The organism is Nocardioides luteus (assembly GCF_015752315.1).
Lineage (GTDB): Bacteria > Actinomycetota > Actinomycetes > Propionibacteriales > Nocardioidaceae > Nocardioides.
The window spans coordinates 5,060,141-5,079,685 of sequence record NZ_JADOVJ010000001.1; the positions used below are offsets into that span (position 1 = coordinate 5,060,141).

The window sequence follows — 19,545 nt, forward strand, 5'->3', positions numbered from 1 at the left end:
TCAGTCCCAGTCCAATCCACCGCGGCGCCACACATAGGCGTACGCGACAAAGACGGTCAGCAGGAACAGGCCCATCTCCGCGAGGCCGAACCACCCCATCGCGTCGAACCTGACGGCCCACGGGTAGAGGAAGATGATCTCGATGTCGAAGATGATGAAGAGCATCGCGGTGATGTAGTACTTCACCGGGAAACGACCGCCCAGCGCCTGAGGCGTGGCCTCGATCCCGCACTCGTAGGGATCCGCCTTGGCCTGGTTGGCGCGACTCGGTCCCACGACCGAGCTCATGATCACCGAACCGACCGCGAAGAGCGTCGCCAGTCCCGCCAACGCGAGCACCGGCACGTAGAGCTCCATCTCGCCTCCTACCCTGAGCGGCCCACCCCTTCTTGAGACTTTGTGAATAGAATCACAATGTGGGCCAACTCACATCCTGCCACTCCTGCGGCGGATTGCAAGTGGGTTGCTGAAATGGCGCGCGGGCACTTTCCCGCCATGGCGGGAAAGTGCCCGCGCATCCGGCGGCAAACGCTTGCAGAATCACGCCATGGCGGGGTTGTGACAGGTCAGACGTCGGCGTTAGCCGCCGGCGTTGGCGCGTCGAGGAAAGCTCGGGGGATCACGACGGTCCGCCGGTCCAGGCTCGCAAGTCCCCTGCGGGGCCGGATCGGCACAACGTTGTACGCCACGACGTGCTCAGTCGCTCGGACCTGTCGGAGCCAGCCCCGATGCCAGGCGACACTCCCCCACGGCCCCTGAATCAGGACGGATTCGCCCACCGAGCCGACGACGGTCGCGCCGACCGGATACATAACGGAGATCGGGGCCCGCCCTCCGCGGAGTGCACTCACCGTGTAGAGCAGCAGAATCAGCGTCCAGACGATCATCTGCCGGTAGGCGCCGTCGATCAGGTTGGTCGTGCATTGGAAGACAGCCAACGCCAGGAACACCCACACCGGCCACCTCATCTGCTGACGCATCCAGCCACGGCTGAGCCGTACCTGAAGCGCTCGATCGATCACGACTGGCTCGCCTGAGGGCGCCGGCCCCTCAGACCCGCCCGACCTCATCGTCAGCTCCCGAGCGATGCCCGGACCGATCAACTGAACCGGAAAGTCCAGCGACTTCGACAGCTCCTCGGGCCCAACCAGAAGAGAGGTCTGCACGTGCAGCCTGAACCGGCCGATCCGCTGCGGGAAGCGCACGGTCACCGATCCATGATCGACCTGTGTGAGCCGTGACCACGGGTAGAGGGCGAGGCGGTTGGGCGTACGCACTCCCAGACCGGTCGTCGTCGCCCACGATGTGAACGTGGATCCGACCGGGAAGTCGCCTTCGACCCGGCGGCGCACCGACTGGACTCCCGTTGCCGCCAGGAGTACCTGGACGGCGACCGTCACCGCCGCGATCAGCATCAGTTCGATATCGAACGGAAGCTGATCGATCGGCAAGCCCCAGGCCCACAGGTAGACCCCGACCAAGATCGGCGGAAACGCCGCCACGGCGACCCAGAAGCCCAGGCTCGTCAGCTGAGCCATCACCTCGGCTCGCCTCAGGCGACGCTGATCGGCGATCGTGACGGTCCAGTCAGTCACCGATCCCGGCACCACATCCACGTCCACGAACGGCTCCCCTCAGCGTCCCCGCGGCCCAAAGTCGCCGCAGCGTAACGGATACCGGGGAGGGAATGTCGGCAAACTCGGAACGGGTCCCCGTCAGTCGGGATCTGGGCGGATCCAGCCCTTGGCGAGACCCGCACGGACGATCGCGTCGGTGGCTTCCCCGAGGGTGGTGCTCGCTGCGACGACGCCGGCTTCACGGGCGCGGACCCGGGATTCGGTGGCGCCGGGCATGCTCCAGGTGCCACCGCGGTTGAGCCAGTTGAGGAGCATCGGCTCGAGGCGGTCCATCGCCTTGCAGAAGCGCGCCTCGGGGGTCTGAGCGGCCTCGAACTCGTCCCACAGCGCGCGGATCTCCCCCGCCTGGTCCGGCGGCAGCATCGTGAAGAGACGGTCGGCGGCGGCAAGCTCGCGCTCGACCTGGTCGACGACCGCAGCAGCGTCGAAGACCGGGCTGTCGCCGGCGTAGATCTCGACCATGTCGTGGATGATCACAAGCTTGATCGCGTGCCCGACATCGATCGGCTCGTCGGCGTACTCGGCCAGCAGCAGCACCATCAGCGCCAGGTGCCAGGAGTGCTCGGCGTCGTTCTCACGGCGGTCGGCCGCGGCCAGCGGCGAGGCGCGCAGGATCGTCTTGAGCCTGTCGGCCTCCGCGATGAACTCCAGCTGGGCCCGCAGCCTCCCGCCGATCTCGGCAGGGAGCGGGTTCAGGTCGGTGATGAGGTCGGCAGGCGAGTCATCCATGCGTTGACCTTCGCATGGCGCGTACGTCTGGAGAAACCGACTCCTCGTCGAGGATCGCCCGCGGCACGATCACCCGCGCCGCGCCCGACCTGAAGACGATCGCATACCTCGTCCTGGCGACCGGCGTGAGCTTGGACCGGTGGATTGACGTACGTCCCCACGGGCCACGGACCACCAGATACTCACCGAAGGAACCGCTGATCGTTGACCCGATCGGGTAGGTGCCGATCGTCGGAAGGACGGTAGCGGCGATGACGACGCCCAGGGCGAGCGTCAATCCTCCTGCCGTCCCCAGAGCCGGCCAAAGGTCGCCGTCAGCAATCCTGAGAAGCACCAACAGCACGGCTGCGGCAACCACGATCCAGCCCGCCACGCGGAAGCGGCGCACTGCCGCCCCGCACAGGGCGATCTGCAGCTTTCGGTCGACGACCACGGAGCGCTCGCCGGGTGCATCCTCGCGAGCAACCGGTTCGACGACACGTCCATCGACACCGCGGTCCAGGCGCGCCCTCGCCTGCTCACCCAGCACCTGCCGAGCCACCAGGAGATTCTGCTTCGGACTCAGCGTTCGCAGGTGCACGGCGATCGGCCCGACGTTCGTAGCAGCGATGCGATCCCAGTTGATCTCCATACCACCACCGCGGCCGTCGAGCCGGTATGCCGTCGCGCCCGCCCAGGAACGGAAGGTCTCTCCGACGGGGTAGACCTGTCGGACCCGCCGCACCGAGATCCCGATGATCAGGGCCACAGAGGCAAGCAGGGCGGCGATCGCCACGACCGGGTGCCAGTCGAGCACCATCGCAGCGCCGGCGATGATCCCCACGGCTACGCACAAACCCAACCAGGTCGAAGGCTGCCGCACCCACCACCGCCGATACGCACGCATGAACTCGCGCCGTTCCTCGGCGGTCACCGTCCATGTGGCGTCCGGCGCGTCGATCAAGTCAGTCACGACGCCGCATCATGCCGTAGCGCCACACGCCAACAGGCCTCGGGTCAGCGGGTGGGAAGGGGGAGCGCGCGCTTGGAGCGGCTCACGTAGGCCGAGCCCTCCGGGCCGACGACGACGTAGGAGTCGCCCAAGCGGGAGTTGTACTCCAGGTGCGCACGACCCCAGAACATGCCGATCCGGATGCCGCCGTACATCCCCGGGGCGGTGAACCAGGCCTCGTCGGGGCCGCCCTCCTCGGAGATGAGCCGGACGTCGAACGTACGCAGCTGGTGGTCGCCGCGGAACTCGGCGGTCAGCTCGGCGAGCGTCGTGTTGACGTGGTGGTTGACGGCCTCGAGGTTGTCACCGAGCGGGGTGCCGGGGCGGAAGAACGGGTCGAGCATGTCGAGCAGGTGGTCGTGACCGCGTCGCTTGGCGAGCAGGTAGGGCGTCTCGCCGTGCGCGGTGGGCAGCGACCTGACCCCGCCCAGCGAGAGGAGCTCCTGCACCGTCTCCCGCGGCGCACCGAGGTAGGCGGCGTGGTGGAGCGGGGTGAACATCGACTCGCCGCCGATCTTCCAGGTGTTGACGCCGACGGTGTAGTCGTTGCGCACCTGCGAGAGCGCGCGGCGCCAGTCCCCCTGCGCGGCCGCGTCGGTGAGCGAGTCCCTGGCCTTGACCGCTGCGGGGCCGTAGGCCTCGCGAGGCATCAAGATGCCGTCCCATGGCAACGTGGTGGTCATAGTTGAACTTTCGCAGAGATCAAGCGGTTGCGTGATGGAGTGCGACGATTCCGCCCGAGAGATTCGTCCAGGTCGGCGACTTCCAGCCCGCTGAGGAGAGCATCTCGGCGAGACCTGCCTGGTCTGGCCATGCCCGGATGGACTCAGCGAGATAGACGTACGCGTCGGGGGAGGACGATACCGCGCGCGCGACCGGAGGAAGGGCCTTCATCAGGTATTCGACGTAGAGCGTCCGGAACGGCTTCCAGGTCGGGTGCGAGAACTCGCAGACCACGATCCGGCCGCCGGGGCGGGTGACCCGACGCAGCTCACGCAGGCCGGCCGCCGGGTCGACGATGTTGCGCAGACCGAACGAGATCGTGACCGCGTCGAAGGTCGCATCGCGGTAGGGCAGCCGGGTGCCGTCGCCGGCCGTGAACGGCAGGTGGGGCTTGGCCTCCTTGCCGACCTGGAGCATCCCGATCGAGAAGTCGGTCGGGACCACCTCGGCCCCTGCGTCCAGGAACGGCTGCGACGAGGTGCCGGTGCCGGCGGCCAGGTCGAGCACGAGCTCGCCGGGCTTCGGGTCGACGGCCTTGATCACCTCGCGACGCCAGCGCCGGTCCTGGCCGAGCGAGAGCACGTCGTTGGTGATGTCGTAGCGCTTGGCCACGGCGTCGAACATCCGGCGGACGTCGCCGGGCTGCTTGTCCAGATCTGCTCGGGTCACGGGCTGATTCTGTCTCGGGTCGCTGTCCGGCCGGAACTCAGGCGAGCTTCTCGAAGATCTCGTCGGCGTACTTCGCCGCGTCTTCCTTCGAGGCGGCGGTCGCCTGGACGGTCAGGTCGTTGGACGCGTGCGAGCAGGTCGCCTGGGTCTGACCGGTCGACTGGTCGGCGCTGGAGTAGCAGACGTTGTCGCGCACCTTGGAGACCTCGCCACCGCCGTAGTAGGCGCTGCCGTCGCCGGCGAAGGCGCGGATCATCACGGACTTCTTCATGTCCTTGGTGATGTAGGTGCGCGAGGACATCGAGAACCCGAGCGCGTCGGACACGTTGCGGTCCTCGGTCCTCGAGCTCGCCGCGTTCTGCTTGATGAAGGTGTCCAACTGCTCCTCGGACGCGCCCTGCTTCTTGATCACGTCGAGGTCGTAGGAGGACTTCTTGTCGGCCGGCTGGTAGCCGCCCGACAGCGTCTCGGGGAGCGTGATCTTCACGCCCGAATGGGACTCGGAGTCGCCAACCCACCGTGGCAGGCCAACGCCCAGCACGACGAAGAGGGCCAAGGCGATGATGCCGAGGGTGATGCCGTTCTCTGCGATGAACGACTGCTCTTTGTTGGTACTCACGCCAGCGCACGCTACAACCCCGATGGTGGTGGATGGCAAACGGGGCGCAATGCCACATACATCACTTCGACTCGTCTCGGCCGACACCACGCCGATACCCTGAGGGCGTGAGTGAGTCTGAGCAGCGGTCCCTGGTGGCCACCACCGTGGCCCTCGACGCCGGGTCCGAGACGCTCGACGACCTGCTCGCGCTGCTGCCCGCACGCCGGCGCGTGCTGTCGTGGGTCCGCCACGGCGAGGGCCTGGTCGGCTGGGGCACCGCCGCCGAGATCCGTACGTCCGGGCCCGAGCGGTTCGCGCACGCGACCAAGTGGTTCGAGGAGCTGGCCGCCGTCTCGACGGTCTCCGATCCTGTCGGCGTGCCCGGCACCGGACTGGTCGGCTTCGGCTCCTTCGCCTTCGCGGACCTGCCCGGTTTCTCCGTGCTCAAGGTGCCCGCGGTCGTCGTCGGCAAGCGTGGCGACACCGCCTGGGTGACCACGGTCGGACCGGCCGCCACGCCGCCTCCTCCCCTGGCTCCGACGCCGGCCCCGGAGGCGCCGCGCGACGTCGTCTTCGCCGACGCGTACGTCGACGGCGAGCACTGGATGCGGATCGTCGCCGACGCCGTCTCCCGGCTCCAGCACGGAGACCTCGACAAGGTCGTCCTCGCCCGCGATCTGCTTGCCGCGGCCAGCGCGCCGATCGACATCCGCGCCGTGCTGCGGCGGCTGGCCGCTGCGTACCCGACGTGCTGGACGTTCCACGTCGACGACCTCTTCGGCGCGACCCCCGAGCTGCTCGTCCGCCGCGAGCGCGGCCTGGTCACCTCCCGCGTCCTCGCGGGCACGATCTGGCCGACCGGCGAGGAGGACCTCGACCACGCCCTGGCCGCCTCGCTGGCGGAGTCGTCGAAGAACCTCGAGGAGCACGAGTACGCCGCCAGGTCGGTCGCCGACGCCCTGGAGCCGCACTGCTCCTCGATGAACGTGCCCGAGGCTCCCTTCGTGCTCAAGCTCCCCAACGTGATGCACCTGGCCACCGACATCACCGGTGTGGCCAGCGACGGGGTGAGCTCGCTCGACCTGGCCGCGGCACTGCACCCCTCGGCCGCGGTCGGCGGCACCCCGCGCGAGGACGCCGTCGCCCTCATCGCCGAGATCGAGTCGATGGAGCGCGCCCGCTACGCCGGGCCGGTCGGCTGGATGGACGCCTCCGGCGACGGCGAGTGGGGCATCGCGCTGCGCTCGGCCGAGATGATCGACGACCGCACCGCCCGCCTCTTCGCCGGCTGCGGCATCGTGGCGAGCTCCGACCCGGAGACCGAGCTGGCCGAGACCCAGGCCAAGTTCGTCCCGATCCGCGACGCCCTGTCCTAACCTCCATTCATGGAGAACTCGGACGGTCTCATCCGCACATCCCTGCGCGAGGGGGAGGAGAACGCCGATCGGCTGGCACGCACCCAGCTGCTCATGGTCCCGATCCTGATCGTGGCGATGATCTCGGTCCCCGCCTATCGGATCGTCCATGACGACGGGGCGGACGGGGACAGCTACGGCTTCTGGTCATCCATCAGCTGGCTTGCCGACCGCCCCGACGACGCGCCCGGCGCCTATCGGCTGCTCGTCATCGCGGCGATGCTGACGATCGTCTTCGCCGTGGCGGCCGCGGCGATGGGCCTCTTCCTCGCCTACTCCCGAAGCAACCATCCCGCCGTCGAGACCGGGATCGCGATCGCGTCCGGAGCGTTGCCGAGCGTCGTGGGCGTGATCGGCGTGATCGCGCTGCCCGAGGACTCGGCCGTACAGATGGGCTGGGGCCTGCTCCTCCCCGCCTTCCTCGGACTGTGGCTCGCCAACATGGTCCGCTCCGAGGTCTAGATCCGGCGCGATAGATTCGGCGGCATGAGGATCACGAAGTTCGGCCATTCCTGTGTCCGGATCGAGCACGACGGGGCGGTGGTGGTCGTCGACCCGGGCGTGTTCGCGCAGCCCGAGGCGCTCGACGGGGCGACGGCGGTGCTGATCACCCACGAGCACCCCGACCACTACAACCCGGCGCTCCTCGAGGGCAACGACGCACCGGTCTTCACCATCGGCGCGGTCGCGGCGCAGATCCAGAAGGGTGCTCCTGCGGTCCACGAGCGGACCACGGTGGTGAAGCCGGGCGAGTCCTTCGACGTCGGGCTGCCGGTCACGGCGGTCAACGAGAAGCACGCGGTCATCCACGCCGACCTGCCCCACTTCGACAACTCTGGCTACCTGATCCAGGCCGGGGACACCAAGATCTTCCACCCGGGCGATGCACTGGACGGCCCTGGCGAGGCCGTGGACGTACTCTTCCTGCCGGTCTCGGCGCCGTGGGCCCGGTCCGCCGAGCTGATCGACTTCGCCCGCTCCGTAGGAGCCTCGCGTACGGTCGCGATCCACGACCGGGTCTACTCCGAGGCCGGCTCCGGAATCTTCGACACCCAGGCCGCCGCCCTGATCCCGGCCGAGCGCGGCTACGTACGTCTCGCGGACGGGGCTGACCTCTGATGGCCCTCGTCGCAGTCCTGTACGCCTACAACGACCTCCCCGACGTACGCGCCGAGCACCTCGACGCCCATCGCGGGTTCCTGGCGAGCCAGGACAACCTGGTCCTCTCCGGCCCCAGCTCCGACGGCTCCGCCCTGCTCGTCTTCGAGGGCGAGATCGCCGGAGTCGAGGCGACCTTGGACGACGACCCGTTCCTCGCGGTCGGGCTGATCAAGGAACGCCGGGTCTTCGAGTGGACCCCGGTCCTCGGCTCTTGGAAGGCCCAGCTGGGCCTGTGAGGACCGGGGGCCACGCCGGAGAGAATCAGCCCAGCGCGAGTGCCTGCAGGCGGTCGTACGCGCCGTTGAACGTGTTCTGGTCCAGCGGTGAGGACGTGTACTGCCAGAAGGTGTAGTAGCCCCATCCGGCGGGCAGGGTGCCGGGCGAGCTGGCGTAGCGCGCGATCCACAGCGGATGGGCGCTCGCGAACTGCGAGGTGTTGCCGGTGCAGGTCGTCCACCAGTCGGTGGTCGTGTAGATGACCGCGTCGCGGCCGGTGCGGTAGCGGTAGCGGTCCAGGAAGGCCGCGATCCAGGAACGCATCGACGCCTGCGAGAGGCCGTAGCAGGTGCCGCCGCTGTAGGGGTTGTACTCGATGTCGAGCACGCCCGGCAGGGTCTTCCCGTCGGCCGACCAGCCGCCGCCGTTGTTGACGAAGTAGTCGGCCTGGGCCGCGCCGCCCGAGTCCGACGGGTTGGCGAAGTGATAGGCGCCGCGGATGAAGCCCTGGTTGTAGGAGCCGTTGTACTGCTGCGGGAAATAGGTGCTGTTGCGGTAGTAGGTGCCCTCGGTCGCCTTGATGTAGGCGAACCGCTTGCCCTGGCCCCACCAGTAGGCCCAGTCGACGTTGCCCTGATGACCGGAGACGTCGATGCCCGACACGGACGCCTGGGCCGTGATCGGCTGCTCCTGGGGCGTGCCGCCCTCGGCGTGCGAGCCCGGCGTCGACCAACCGACGTACGCCCCGTGCTCCAGCGTGACGCCGTGGGACCTCGCCTTCTGGGTGAGACGGCGGTCGTCCTTCTCGGCGGCGCCGGCGGACTGTGTCGGGGAGAGCGAGACGGCAAGGAGGAGACCGGCGGCTATCGCGGTCACTCTCATGGATCTGCGGCGCGAAGGACTCATGGGTGGGGCCTTTCCCGAGGAGGAGCACTGCACTGGCACAACATGGTGCCGCAACCGATGTCCCCCGGGGAATGTTTTCCGGTAAGCAAGTTACTCAACCAAATGGTTGACAATGCCGTACGCGACGACCTAGCCTCGTTATCAACCAAATGGTTGAGGAGTGACGGATGAGCGAGGACAGACTCTCCCGAGTCTTTGCGGCACTGGCGGACCCGACCCGGCGCGACCTGGTCGCCCGGCTCTCGTCTGCCGACGCGACCGTCGGCGAGCTGGCGGCGCCCTATGACGTCAGTCTCCAGGCGGTCTCCAAGCACCTCAAGGTGCTCGAGGACGCCGGCCTGGTGAGCCGGGAGTCGCGCCGCGCGCCCGTCCGCCTCGAAGCGGAGGTGTTCGACCTCATGACCAGATGGATCGAGAGATACCAGCAGCAGGCCGAGGAGCGCTACCAGCGCTTGGACGCACTGCTCGCCGAGATGCAGGAAGACCGACCAGCCCGAGAACCAGCCCGAGAAGAGGACGCATCATGACCACCACGAAGCACGAGACCACGATCGAGGCCTCCAAGGAGACCCCCACGATCACCATCGTCCGCGAGTTCGACGCTCCCCCGGAGCTCGTCTTCCGCGCCCACGCCGACAAGGACCTGTACGCCAGGTGGCTCGGGCCCCGCGACGTCGGCATGAACATCACCGAGTGGGACTTCCGCACCGGGGGCTCGTGGGCCTACTCGGCCGAGCGTGACGGTGACGAGTTCACCCAGTTCTTCGGCAGCTTCCACGAGGTGCGCGAGAACGAGCGCATCGTGCAGACCTTCACCTGGCGCGGCGCCCCCGACGGAGCCTCGCTGGAGTTCCTCACCCTCGAGCCGCTCCCCGGCGGCCGCACCCGGCTGACCGGCCTCAGCGTCGTCGAGTCCTTCGAGACCCAGGCCGCGATCATGGCCAGCGGCATGGACAAGGGCGTCATCCAGGGCTACGAGCAGCTCGACGAGCTCCTCGAGGAGCTCTCGTGAGTCCTTCCGAGCAGCACGCGTACGACGCCGCCCGGTTCGCCGAGCTCGTCGGCTCCGCCGCCCCCGGGGACTGGGCCCGCCCCAGCCCGGTGGCGGCGTGGACCGCTCTGGACGTGGTCGAGCACCTGGTCGGCTGGCCACGCGACTTCCTGCGGGGGTCGGCCGGCGTGGATCTCGCGCCGCTCGACGTCGCAGCTGATCCGGTCGCCGCCTGGAAGACCCACACCGCCGACATCCAGGGGCTCTTCGACGACCCCGCCGGCCGGACGGTCTCCAACCCCCACATGGGCGACAAGCCGCTCGACGTCGCGCTCTCGGAGATCTACACGCCTGACATCTGGATGCACTCCTGGGACCTCGCCCGCGCCCTCGGGCGCGACTTCGACCTGGGCGACGAGCGCGCGTCGGCGATGCTCACCGGCGCTGCTGCGATGGAGGACGCCATGCGCGCCTCGGGTCAGTTCGGCCCGCGGGTCGAGGTCCCAGCTGACGCGACCCCTCAGGCGCAGCTCCTCGGCTTCATCGGCCGGGATCCGTACTGGACCCCGTGACCGCCCCTGCCGAGTCGGCTCGTCATGACGAGCCGACTCGAGCTATGTGTTGGTCAGGATGCGCCGACTCGTTCCAGGCGAGCCTGCTTCGGCATGACGAACATTGATCAGCCCATCGTGATCGATCCGAGGCCGGCAGCGAACTGGCACAGATACTGCAACCGCACGGGCTCCGCACCCGGTGGCAGGAGGACCGAGGCGACACGGAGGCCGAGATCCTGCGAATACTGGCCGCCGCTCTGGCCGCCCTCGCAGCGCACACTGACGTGGCATGCCCGTTCCGCGGGGATCTCGAAGCTCACCTGACCCCAATAGACCCAGTAGTCGCGCCCGTCGATCGCCACGATCGGCGGCATCGTGGCGATGAACTGCTCCTTCGCCGTGGATGCCATCTCCAACGTCATCACCCGCCTCGCGCCCGAGTAGGACTCCACGTACGGCACCACGGTCGGCCATTGCGGCTGCGCCTGTTCGCTCACGCGCTCACTGTGCCACGTCGACCCGGGAGGCAGCTCAGGAGCGAGCCAGGGCCCGGATGGCCAGGTCGAGCTCCCGGCGGCCGGCACGGGAGACGACGGCCTCGATGACCTCGATGCCACCGTTCGGGGAGGCGAGGGCGGCCTCGAGCTCGGGCACGGAGGTGACCGCGAGGTGCGGGATGCGGTGGGCGGCGCAGAGCGCTTCGAGGGAGGTGCCGTGCGGAGTTCCGAAGAGGCGTTCGAAGCGGTCGGCGTAGTCGTCGGCGCCCTGCTCGAGCGAGGCGAAGATCGAGCCGCCGTCGTCGTTGGCGACGACGATGGTGAGGTCGGGGCGGACCTCCTCGGGGCCGAGCAGGAGGCCACCGGCGTCGTGCAGGAAGGTGACGTCGCCCATCAGCGCGAGCGCGCGCGTCGACGACGATCGGCCGACGGCGGCGCCGATCGCGGTCGAGACGATGCCGTCGATGCCGGCCAGGCCACGGTTGGCGATCACCTTCCGTCGCCCGCCGACGTTGTTGGGCCGCATCATCAGGTCCAGGTCGCGTACGGGATTCGAGGGACCCAGCATCAGGAGCCCGCCGTCGGGCAGGGCCCGGGCGACACAGGCGGAGACGTCGTACGCCGTCATCTCCGGCTGCTCGTGGAGCAGCCGGTCCACCTGGCGGCTGACCTCGCGATCGGCCGAGCGCCACTCCTCCAGCCACGCGGTGTCCGGGGTGCCGTCGACGTGGAGCCGGGTGCGGATCGTGCGGTCGACCCGGAACGGGCGCGCGGGCCAGACACCGTCGACCGGGGCCGCGATGATCTCGACGTCGGCGCGCGCGAGCAGGTTGGTGACCGGACGCGAGAGGGTGGGGTGACCGTAGACGACGACCCGCTCGATCCGCTCGGCGAGCGGCGACTCGAGCAGCAGCCGGTAGGAGCGGAGGGCGTTGTCGCCCGTACGGGCGCCCGAGGAGGGCTCGGCGAGCAGCGGCCAGCCGCCGTCCTGGGCGAGGACACGCGAGGGCGGGCCGGCGTCGTCGCCGGCGACGACGACCGTCAGCGGCGTACCGGCGCCGGTCGGGATCGACTCGTGGATCTTCAGCTCGGGGCGTAGCGGCTCCGGGCGGACCTCGACCCGCCCCGGCTCCCACCGGTCGGGCGGGGTGAGCGGCTCGTCGAGCTGGAGGTTCCAGTGGACGGGGCCGCGTGCGGCGTCGAGGGCATCGATGTGGTCCTCGGCCGGCGCCTCGGCCACGTCGAGGGTCTCCACCAGCCGGCCGAAGATGCCGACCTGGTCGGTGACCTGGTTGGCGCCGGTCTCGCGGAGCCGCGCCGGCCGGTCGGCGGTGACGACGATCAGCGGTACGCCCGCATGGGCCGCCTCGAGCACCGACGGGTGCAGGTTGGCGACCGCGGTGCCGGAGGTGCACATCACGGCCGCACGCGAGCCGACCTTGGTCAGGCCGAGGGCGAAGAAGCCGGCCGAGCGCTCGTCGATCCGGGTGTGCAGGCGCACCAGCCCGGCCCGCGCGGCATCGAAGGCCGCGAACGACAGCGGCGCGTTGCGCGAGCCCGGCGCGATGACGATGTCGGTGACGCGCGCCTCGAGGAGCGCGGTGACGACCGCCCGGGCGAGCTCAGTAGCCGTAGCCACGCCGGCTCCTTCCGTCGGCTGTGTGAGGGTCCGGGGCACTTTCCCGGTAGGCCACCACGTCTGCGAGACGCCGGCGCCAGGATTCCGTACGCTCCGCGCTCGCGCGCAGCGCCGGCTCGGTGAGCAGCCTCACCGGCGCCGGCGAGGCCGCCAGCACCGGCAGGACCCCGCCGTCCGGGAGGAGCGAGGTCGCGGTGATGTCGTCGGTGAACATCGAGACCGTGCCCAGCCCGCAGGCATAGGGCAGCTCCGGCAGCGCCGCCGCGAGCGCGATCCCGGCGGCCATCCCGACCGAGGTCTCCAGCGCCGAGGAGACCACGCACGGGAGCCCGATGTCCTCGGCGATCCGAAGGCAGGCGCGTACGCCGCCCAGCGGCTGCACCTTCAGCACCGCCACGTCGGCAGCCTGGAGGTCGCGTACGCGATAGGGGTCCGTGGCCCGCCGGATCGACTCGTCCGCGGCGATCGGCACGTCCACCTTGCGGCGTACGTCGGCGAGCTCCTCGACCGTGGGGCAGGGCTGCTCGACGTACTCGAGCCCGCCGGCGGCACGGTCCAGCACCTTGATCGAGGCCAACGCCTCGTCGACCGTCCAGAGGCCGTTGACGTCGATGCGTACCTTGCCCGCGGGGCCGAGGGCGTCCCGGACCGCCTCGACGCGGGCGATGTCGTCGGCCAGGCTCTGGCCCGGGTCGGCGACCTTCACCTTGGCGGTCGCGCACCCGGATCGGGCCACGATCTCGTGGGCACGCTCCGGCCCGACGGCGGGCACGGTGGCGTTGACGGGCACGGCGTCACGGACGGGCTCCGGCCAGTCCCCCGCGGCCGCCTCCTCGGCGCAGCGCAGCCAGGGCTCGATCTCGGGGGTGTCGTAGTCGAGGAACGGCGACCACTCGCCCCATCCGCCGGCGCCCTCGAAGACGAGGCCCTCGCGCTCGGTGATCCCGCGGAAGCGCGTGGTCATCGGGAGGGAGAAGACGTGCGGGCTCATCGGGACTCCATCTCGTCGCTCGTGACCAGCGCGAGCAGCGCCTGCCGGTCGGGCTTCCCGTTGCCGAGGAGCGGGACCTCGTCGAGCGCGACGACCTGTCGCGGCGCCCAAGACCGTGGGTGCTCCGCGGCGACCCACTCGCGGGCGGCACCGGCGTCGATGTCGCCGACGACGAAGGCGACCAGGCGCTGACCCCACTCGTCGTCAGGGACGCCGAGCGCCTCGGCGGCCGTCACGGCCGGGTGCTCGCGGAGCCTCCTGGCGACGAGTGCCGCCGGCACCTTCACGCCGCCGGTGATCACCATGTCGTCGAGACGGCCGAGGATCCGGAGCCGTCCGTCCTCGTCCAGCGTGCCGGCGTCGGAGGTGAGGAACCAGCCGTCGACCAGCGCCTCCGCCGTCTGGACGGGATCGTCCTGGTAACCGTCGAAGAGCGTCGGGCCGCTGATCCGGACCCGGCCGTCGGTGCCGATCGCGATCCCGACACCGTCCAGCGGCATCGCGTCGTAGACGCACCCGCCGCAGGTCTCGGCCGACCCGTAGGTGGCCACGACGTCGACCCCGGCCTGCTCGGCCCGGGTACGCAGCGACGGGTCGATCGGGCCACCGCCGAGCAGCAGCGTGTGGAACCCGGCAAGCGCGGCGAGATCGTCGCCACCGGACTCGACGATCCGGTGCAGCTGGGTCGGCACCATCGAGACGAACCGCGGCCCCTCCGCCATCGCCTCGGTGGCCTTCGCGAAGGATTCGTGGGCTGCGGTGATCACCGGCTCGAACCCCGCGAGGAGCGAGCGGGCGATCACGTTGGCTCCGGCGACGTACGAATCGGGCAGGGTCAGCAGCCACTGCCCGCTCGCCCCGACGCGCCGCGCCGACGCCGCCGCGGACGCCGTCATCGCCTCGCGCGAGAGCATCACCCGCTTGGGCGTGCCGGTGGACCCGGAGGTCTCCACGACCCAGTGCTCCGGCCCGCCTCCGGCGAGCCACTCGGCCATCGCGGCGACGGTCTTCTCAGCCCGTACCACCGCGTCGTCCACACCCCAACGCTATCTCCTGCGGTGCGGGAGCCCGCGGTGGGCTGGTGGAGTTGGTGGGCTGTGACACGTACCGCAGGCGCCGCTACTGGCCGCGGATGTCGAAGTCGCCCACCAGGCCGTGGTGGTCGGAGGCGAGCTTGAACGTGGCGTGCCGGGTGGGGGTGGCGGTGGCGTTGGAACCGAGGAGCCAGTCGATGGTGCCGCCGCCGTCGTGGGTGGCCCAGCCCTGCGGGGGCGCGCCGAGGGTCTCGAAGGAGGAGGTCATCCCGGCTTTGGTCATCAGCGGCTTCGGCCCCCACGGGTCGCCGTCGCCGCCGTTGCGCGGGTAGGGCGAGTTGAGGTCGCCGGCGACGAGGACGGGACCGTACTTCTGCAGGCCCTGCGCCAGCCCGGCGAGCTTCGCGAAGCCGCGCTGGGCCTCGTCCTTACGCGCCTGCGGGCTCTTGGCGGGCGAGGTCATGGTGTGGGTCGAGATCACCGAGATCCGCCCGGAGCCGTCGCTGCTGGCGAGCACCACCCAGGTGGCGTACCTATTGTCGTTCTTGACCCCGGTGACCGGCTTGGTGAGCTGGACGGTGCCCTTGTCGACCGCCACCCAGCGGTCGGTGCGCCACATGACGACGGGACTGAGGGCCTGGCTGCGGGTGCCGTACTCGTCCGCCGAGGCCCGGTAGGTGCCGTAGCCGCGCACCGAGATGTCGGAGACCGTGCGTGACTGGGCCTCGTTCAGGGAGACGAAGTCGGGTCCGTGCTTCATGACCTCGGCCAGGTCGGAGCGGTACTTCGCGCGAGAAAGGGAGACCTTGATGTTGGCCTGTGCCAGGCGGACCTGCGGGCCGGAGACGGCCGCCGGGGAGGCACCGGGCTGCCCCGCACCCGGCAGTCCGGCGACCTGCTTGGTGGCCTGGAGCGTCTTGCCGATGTTCTTGGTCAGCCACGCGGCGGGGTCGACCTGGTCCTGCAGGTAGCCGCCGCCGTGCGGGTGCACCTCGAAGTGGAGGTGGCAGCCGGTCGAGTTGCCCTCGCTGCCGACCTGCCCGATGACCTGCCCGGCCTTGACCATCTGGCCCTCGCGAACCGAGAGCGACTGCATGTGGCCGTACCACGTGGTCAGGTTGCCGGGCGCCGTCTGCACCTTCACCAGCCAGCGTCCCGACCAGCCCCAGCCGCCGCCCGACTCGATCACGATCGTGCCGCCGTGGGCCGCCTGCACCGGGGTGCCGCACGGCGAGGAGTAGTCGTTGCCGGTGTGCATGTTGGCCCAGTTGGAGCCCGAGTTGCCGTAGTTGTTGTTGTCGATCGCGAGCCCGGCCTGGATGGGACGTACGACGGAGGTGCTGATCCCGGCCATGCCGATCGTGCAGGCCACGTCGGTCGCGGTGGCCTTCAGGTCGGCGGCGGTGACCCCGTCGGCGAGCGCGGCGACCAGAGCCCGCGCCTCGTCCTCGTGCTGGGCGTACGCCAGCGGGAACGCCGAGCGTTGCACCGCCTGGGCCGCCGCGGTGACCTGCATCTTGCGCCACCCCGGGATGTCCAGGAGGCCGGTGTTGCCGGTGTGGGCGGCGACCCCGTAGAACGCCTGGGCGGACTTGACCGGATTCATGATGTCGGCGACGGTGCCCCACCCGGAGACCGGGCGCTGCTGGAAGAGACCGACCGAGTCGCGGTCGCCGTAGTCGAGGTTGCGCAGGGTGCTCTCCTGCATCGCGGTCGCCAGCGCGATCACCCAGCCGTAGGCGGGCACGCCGGACTGCTTCCCGACCGCCACGATCGTCCGGGCGTTCTGGATCTGCTCGGTGTTGAAGCCGGCGATGCTGCCCTCGGGCACCTCACCGTCCGGCCCGAGGTTGCCCGCCGGAATCGCGTTGACCCCGCCGACGCAGCCCGACTCGGCCTGGTCCTGGTTGCTCTGCTCGGTGCTCGCCAGACCGCCGATCAGGATCACCAAGGCACCGGTGACCACCAGGACGAGCGTGGCCGCCGCGGCCACGATTCCCCAGATCAGACGTGCCTTGAAGATCCACATGTCAGACCGTGCCTCTCGATGCGACGCCGAGCGAGCGGCGTTCCAGTGCGTGTCCGGCAAGGCGGAGGAGGGAGGCGGCCCGGTGTTGGCCGTCGACCGACGACAACGCCGCCGGGCGCGTGCTGGGGCGCCGCGCAGCCGGCGCCTTCGGATCGAGAGGCACGGTCTTAACCTCCGGGGAGGATGTTCGCGACGTACCAGACGTTGTCGACCAGCGTCAGGTAGACGATGACCTTGGGGCCGTCGGTGGTGACCTCGACGCGGGCCTCCCCGTCGGTCTGCTCGAGCACTTCCGCGGCGCCGACGACCTTGGTCGCCGGCACGGTCGCCGGGTCGGTGGTGCCCAGGGCCTGGGCGAGCGACTCGTCCGGGCGGGCCGCGTTGATCCCCTCCCACCACTGGTCGGTGGTCAGGTCGGGGCGGGCCCACGCGGCGACGAACTTGGTCGCCAGGGGCCGCGGGTCAGGGACCGGCGCCGGCGATCCGGTGGCGCCGGGGCTCTGCTCGGCCGTCGCCGAGCCCCGCTCGGGCTGCGCGGCCGGCTCGGCGTCGGGGGCGTCGCTCCACTGGGCGATGAGCCAGATGACGAAGACGATGCCGACGACCACCGAGAAGAACCGGAACGGCGACCGCATGGGCCACCTCAGCACCGGCGCGATGACCTCCCACAGCACACCACGCGTCGTTGTCGACCGCACTACCGGGCTCCTCCTTCAGCTGACCCCCAGCTGGAACCGTTGTCGACGGGCACCGAGCGGTTCCCGTTGGGCGAGTAGATGACGAAGACCGGGTTGCCGTCCGCGTCGTAGTCCACGTTGGCCTCCGCGACCGGTGAGTGGCGCGGCGGCTCCGGCTCACGGTCGGTGTAGGCGGTGTGGTCGACGGGGCTCGGCGCATCGGAGCGGCCGTCGGTGTAGACCTGGGCCGCGGGTCCGCGAGTCGGCTCGCCACGGTAGGGCGGCTCGTCGACCTCGGCGGAGCGCGAGTCGAACCACTGTCCGGCCACGCGCTCACCGTCGTTGCCGCTCATCGAGGACCCCAGGGCGTACGTCGGAGCGGCGCTCGCGCTCGACCCGGCACCCAGCGCTCCGGCGGCCGTCACCGGCGCCTGGTTGGGCACCTGCTCGGCGATCATGGTCGGCCGGTTGCCGGTCAGCTCGTGGCCAGGCATGTAGACCCCACCGGGGCTCGAGATCGCTCCGGTCCCGGCCGGGGCACCGCCCGTGGCGGGCGGCCGGTCGGCGGTCGCGTCGCGGACCCCGGCCTCGGTGCCCGTCCGGGCGCCGACGTACGAGGTGAGCATCGAGGTGAGCCGGCCCATGCCCGGCAGCGGGATCCCGTAGGCGGCGGGGCGGGTGAGTCGCCAGGCCAGCACGGTCAGCACCGCGATCAGCCCCAGCTTGAGCACGAACCACATCGTCGAGGTCAGGATCGCCGAGTCGAGCCGCAGCAGCAGCAACGCGACCAGGAAGTAGATCGGCCCCATCACCAACGGGCCCACCACCCGCTTCAGCATCGCCACCGCGGCGTCGCGGGTGTGGTCCAGCATGAACAGCACCCCGGCCGCCGGCGCGAACGGCACGATCAACCGGATCAACGCGAACGAGAGCAGGATCGCCAAGCCCGCGACCAGCAGGAACCCGCAGACCACCACGACCACCACGAGGTTCACCAGCGCGGTGGTCGCCCGCTGCGACCAGTGCTCGCCCTTGAAGTACTCGTACGCCACCGGGTCGGACTTCTTGACCGCCTCGGCGTGCTCCTTGAACGCGTCCTGCTTGGCCTCCAGGACCTTCTTGCCCTCGCCGTTGGGGTCCTTGCGGTAGGCGTCGTACTCCTGCCAGGAGAAGTGCGTCGACCGGAACACCCGCGGACCGTACGTCTTCGCCGTGGCCGAGTCGGGGTCACCGAACGCACCCGCCAACCAGGTGCGGTACTGCGTCGAACGCACCACCTCGTCCATCTGGCCGTCCACGGCCTTGACCGCGTCGGTCTCACCGAACTTGTCGTCACCGACGCCCGGGACCGTCCGGCCGTCGTTGAACCCGGTCGCGATCAACCCGGTCGCCGACCGCACCCCGTCATCGACCAACCGGGTCGACTCGACCGGATACTGGATCAGCCACGAGGTCACCACGAGCACACCCAGCGCCCAGCCAGCCGCCGTCACCGCACGCGCGAACCGGCCGTCCCGCGCCCGGATCATCACCGTCGCCGCGACCAGCAGGAGCACCACGCTCACCCAGGGCGCCCAGACGCCGTCGGTGACCGCCTTGCTCGCGGCCACGATCGGGTCGTCCAGCGCCTTCAGGAAGGAGTTCTCCCCGATCACCGCGTTCAGCAGCGCGTGCGACCAGTTCGGCAGGATCCCCGAGATCTCCAGCATGATGTTGCCGATCGAGGTGCCAGCCCCCGCCACGAACTGCCCCGTGCAGCCGTTGTCATAGGTCCACCACTGCGGAGACGTGCCATAGGCCGACTCCAGCGAGACCTCGTCCTTGTTGCGGAACGGGTCCAGCTCGTCGTCGATCTTCTCCGGATCGTTGAGCTCCGTGCCCGCCTTCGACGCCGCCCCCAGCGCCGTCATCCGCACGATGAACGAGCCGTCCCCGTAGGGAGAAGCCGGCATCGGCGCATCCAGGTTGTTGCACGCGTCGCTCACGCCCGAGAGCCCACCCGTCGGGTCGAACGGGATCGGGATGTCGATCCCCTTCGGACCCGCAGCCGTCGCCGGCCCGGCGACGGACAGAAGGGCAACCACG

The 19,545-nt window shown here is 70.0% G+C and carries 22 protein-coding genes; 7 read left to right on the forward strand and 15 right to left on the reverse strand.

All coding sequences use genetic code 11. The annotated features are described in order from the left end of the window. From HD557_RS24230 to HD557_RS24260, 7 genes are all read right to left on the reverse strand, one after another. Entirely contained in the window at window positions 1–357 is a 357-nt protein-coding gene (locus HD557_RS24230; RefSeq protein WP_008356428.1) for an NADH-quinone oxidoreductase subunit A, read from the reverse strand. Between the two features lie 209 nt (window positions 358–566). Further along, window positions 567–1,622, reverse strand: coding sequence for a hypothetical protein (locus HD557_RS24235; RefSeq protein ID WP_196875766.1), 1,056 nt, complete (start codon window positions 1,620–1,622; stop codon window positions 567–569). Between the two features lie 93 nt (window positions 1,623–1,715). Next, entirely contained in the window at window positions 1,716–2,366 is a 651-nt protein-coding gene (locus HD557_RS24240) for an HD domain-containing protein (RefSeq protein WP_196875767.1), read from the reverse strand. Then, entirely contained in the window at window positions 2,359–3,318 is a 960-nt protein-coding gene (locus HD557_RS24245; RefSeq protein ID WP_196875768.1) for a hypothetical protein, read from the reverse strand. Before HD557_RS24245 ends, HD557_RS24240 begins: the two co-directional genes overlap by 8 nt. A 44-nt stretch (window positions 3,319–3,362) precedes the next feature. After that, the gene (locus HD557_RS24250) at window positions 3,363–4,040 is read right to left on the reverse strand and encodes an ankyrin repeat domain-containing protein (RefSeq protein ID WP_008356421.1); all 678 of its coding nucleotides are present in this window, start codon (window positions 4,038–4,040) and stop codon (window positions 3,363–3,365) included. Window positions 4,041–4,059: 19 nt separating this feature from the next. Further along, on the reverse strand, window positions 4,060–4,749 hold the full coding sequence (locus tag HD557_RS24255) for a demethylmenaquinone methyltransferase (protein WP_196875769.1): 690 nt from the start codon (window positions 4,747–4,749) through the stop codon (window positions 4,060–4,062). A gap of 37 nt (window positions 4,750–4,786) precedes the next feature. After that, window positions 4,787–5,368, reverse strand: a complete 582-nt coding sequence (locus tag HD557_RS24260) for a hypothetical protein (protein WP_008356418.1) — start codon at window positions 5,366–5,368, stop codon at window positions 4,787–4,789. A gap of 107 nt (window positions 5,369–5,475) precedes the next feature. Here HD557_RS24260 and HD557_RS24265 point away from each other — a divergent pair, with 107 nt between their 5' ends. The 4 genes from HD557_RS24265 to HD557_RS24280 are packed head-to-tail and all read left to right on the forward strand — an operon-like array spanning window position 5,476 to window position 8,162. Further along, window positions 5,476–6,726: an isochorismate synthase gene (locus HD557_RS24265; protein ID WP_196875770.1), complete on the forward strand. Its 1,251-nt coding sequence runs from the start codon at window positions 5,476–5,478 to the stop codon at window positions 6,724–6,726. 9 nt (window positions 6,727–6,735) lie between these two features. Next, a complete protein-coding gene (locus HD557_RS24270; protein WP_196875771.1) occupies window positions 6,736–7,227 on the forward strand; it encodes a hypothetical protein in 492 nt (163 codons plus the stop codon). 24 nt (window positions 7,228–7,251) lie between these two features. Continuing rightward, window positions 7,252–7,884, forward strand: coding sequence for an MBL fold metallo-hydrolase (locus HD557_RS24275; RefSeq protein ID WP_196875772.1), 633 nt, complete (start codon window positions 7,252–7,254; stop codon window positions 7,882–7,884). Further along, entirely contained in the window at window positions 7,884–8,162 is a 279-nt protein-coding gene (locus HD557_RS24280; protein ID WP_196875773.1) for a YciI family protein, read from the forward strand. The genes HD557_RS24275 and HD557_RS24280 overlap by 1 nt, the downstream gene beginning before the upstream one ends. A 25-nt stretch (window positions 8,163–8,187) precedes the next feature. On the opposite strand, the gene HD557_RS24285 is transcribed toward HD557_RS24280, so the two are convergent. After that, the gene (locus HD557_RS24285; RefSeq protein WP_196875774.1) at window positions 8,188–9,018 is read right to left on the reverse strand and encodes a GH25 family lysozyme; all 831 of its coding nucleotides are present in this window, start codon (window positions 9,016–9,018) and stop codon (window positions 8,188–8,190) included. 197 nt (window positions 9,019–9,215) lie between these two features. On the opposite strand from HD557_RS24285, the gene HD557_RS24290 reads away from it, so the two are divergent. From HD557_RS24290 to HD557_RS24300, 3 genes are read left to right on the forward strand one after another with little or no spacing between them, the layout of a single operon-like run. Next, window positions 9,216–9,575: an ArsR/SmtB family transcription factor gene (locus tag HD557_RS24290; RefSeq protein ID WP_008356409.1), complete on the forward strand. Its 360-nt coding sequence runs from the start codon at window positions 9,216–9,218 to the stop codon at window positions 9,573–9,575. After that, the gene (locus HD557_RS24295; RefSeq protein WP_008356406.1) at window positions 9,572–10,060 is read left to right on the forward strand and encodes an SRPBCC domain-containing protein; all 489 of its coding nucleotides are present in this window, start codon (window positions 9,572–9,574) and stop codon (window positions 10,058–10,060) included. The genes HD557_RS24290 and HD557_RS24295 overlap by 4 nt, the downstream gene beginning before the upstream one ends. Next, complete coding sequence (locus HD557_RS24300) at window positions 10,057–10,611, forward strand: TIGR03086 family metal-binding protein (RefSeq protein ID WP_196875775.1); 555 nt, start codon at window positions 10,057–10,059, stop codon at window positions 10,609–10,611. Before HD557_RS24295 ends, HD557_RS24300 begins: the two co-directional genes overlap by 4 nt. Window positions 10,612–10,718: 107 nt before the next feature. Here the strand turns inward: HD557_RS24300 and HD557_RS24305 are convergent, their stop codons facing one another. The 7 genes from HD557_RS24305 to HD557_RS24335 form a co-directional block, all read right to left on the reverse strand. Continuing rightward, the gene (locus HD557_RS24305; protein WP_196875776.1) at window positions 10,719–11,090 is read right to left on the reverse strand and encodes a hypothetical protein; all 372 of its coding nucleotides are present in this window, start codon (window positions 11,088–11,090) and stop codon (window positions 10,719–10,721) included. Window positions 11,091–11,124: 34 nt separating this feature from the next. Continuing rightward, on the reverse strand, window positions 11,125–12,729 hold the full coding sequence (gene menD, locus HD557_RS24310; protein ID WP_307785697.1) for a 2-succinyl-5-enolpyruvyl-6-hydroxy-3-cyclohexene-1-carboxylic-acid synthase: 1,605 nt from the start codon (window positions 12,727–12,729) through the stop codon (window positions 11,125–11,127). Next, window positions 12,713–13,720 (reverse strand): o-succinylbenzoate synthase, encoded by a 1,008-nt coding sequence (locus HD557_RS24315; protein ID WP_196875778.1) that lies wholly within the window; start codon window positions 13,718–13,720, stop codon window positions 12,713–12,715. The genes menD and HD557_RS24315 overlap by 17 nt, the downstream gene beginning before the upstream one ends. Continuing rightward, a complete protein-coding gene (locus HD557_RS24320; RefSeq protein ID WP_196875779.1) occupies window positions 13,717–14,757 on the reverse strand; it encodes an AMP-binding protein in 1,041 nt (346 codons plus the stop codon). Before HD557_RS24320 ends, HD557_RS24315 begins: the two co-directional genes overlap by 4 nt. Window positions 14,758–14,839: 82 nt before the next feature. Further along, window positions 14,840–16,783, reverse strand: a complete 1,944-nt coding sequence (locus HD557_RS24325) for a peptidoglycan DD-metalloendopeptidase family protein (protein ID WP_196875780.1) — start codon at window positions 16,781–16,783, stop codon at window positions 14,840–14,842. A gap of 167 nt (window positions 16,784–16,950) precedes the next feature. After that, a complete protein-coding gene (locus HD557_RS24330) occupies window positions 16,951–17,481 on the reverse strand; it encodes a hypothetical protein (protein ID WP_008356387.1) in 531 nt (176 codons plus the stop codon). Then, the gene (locus tag HD557_RS24335; protein WP_196875781.1) at window positions 17,481–19,544 is read right to left on the reverse strand and encodes a hypothetical protein; all 2,064 of its coding nucleotides are present in this window, start codon (window positions 19,542–19,544) and stop codon (window positions 17,481–17,483) included. Before HD557_RS24335 ends, HD557_RS24330 begins: the two co-directional genes overlap by 1 nt. Window position 19,545: the final 1 nt, after the last annotated feature.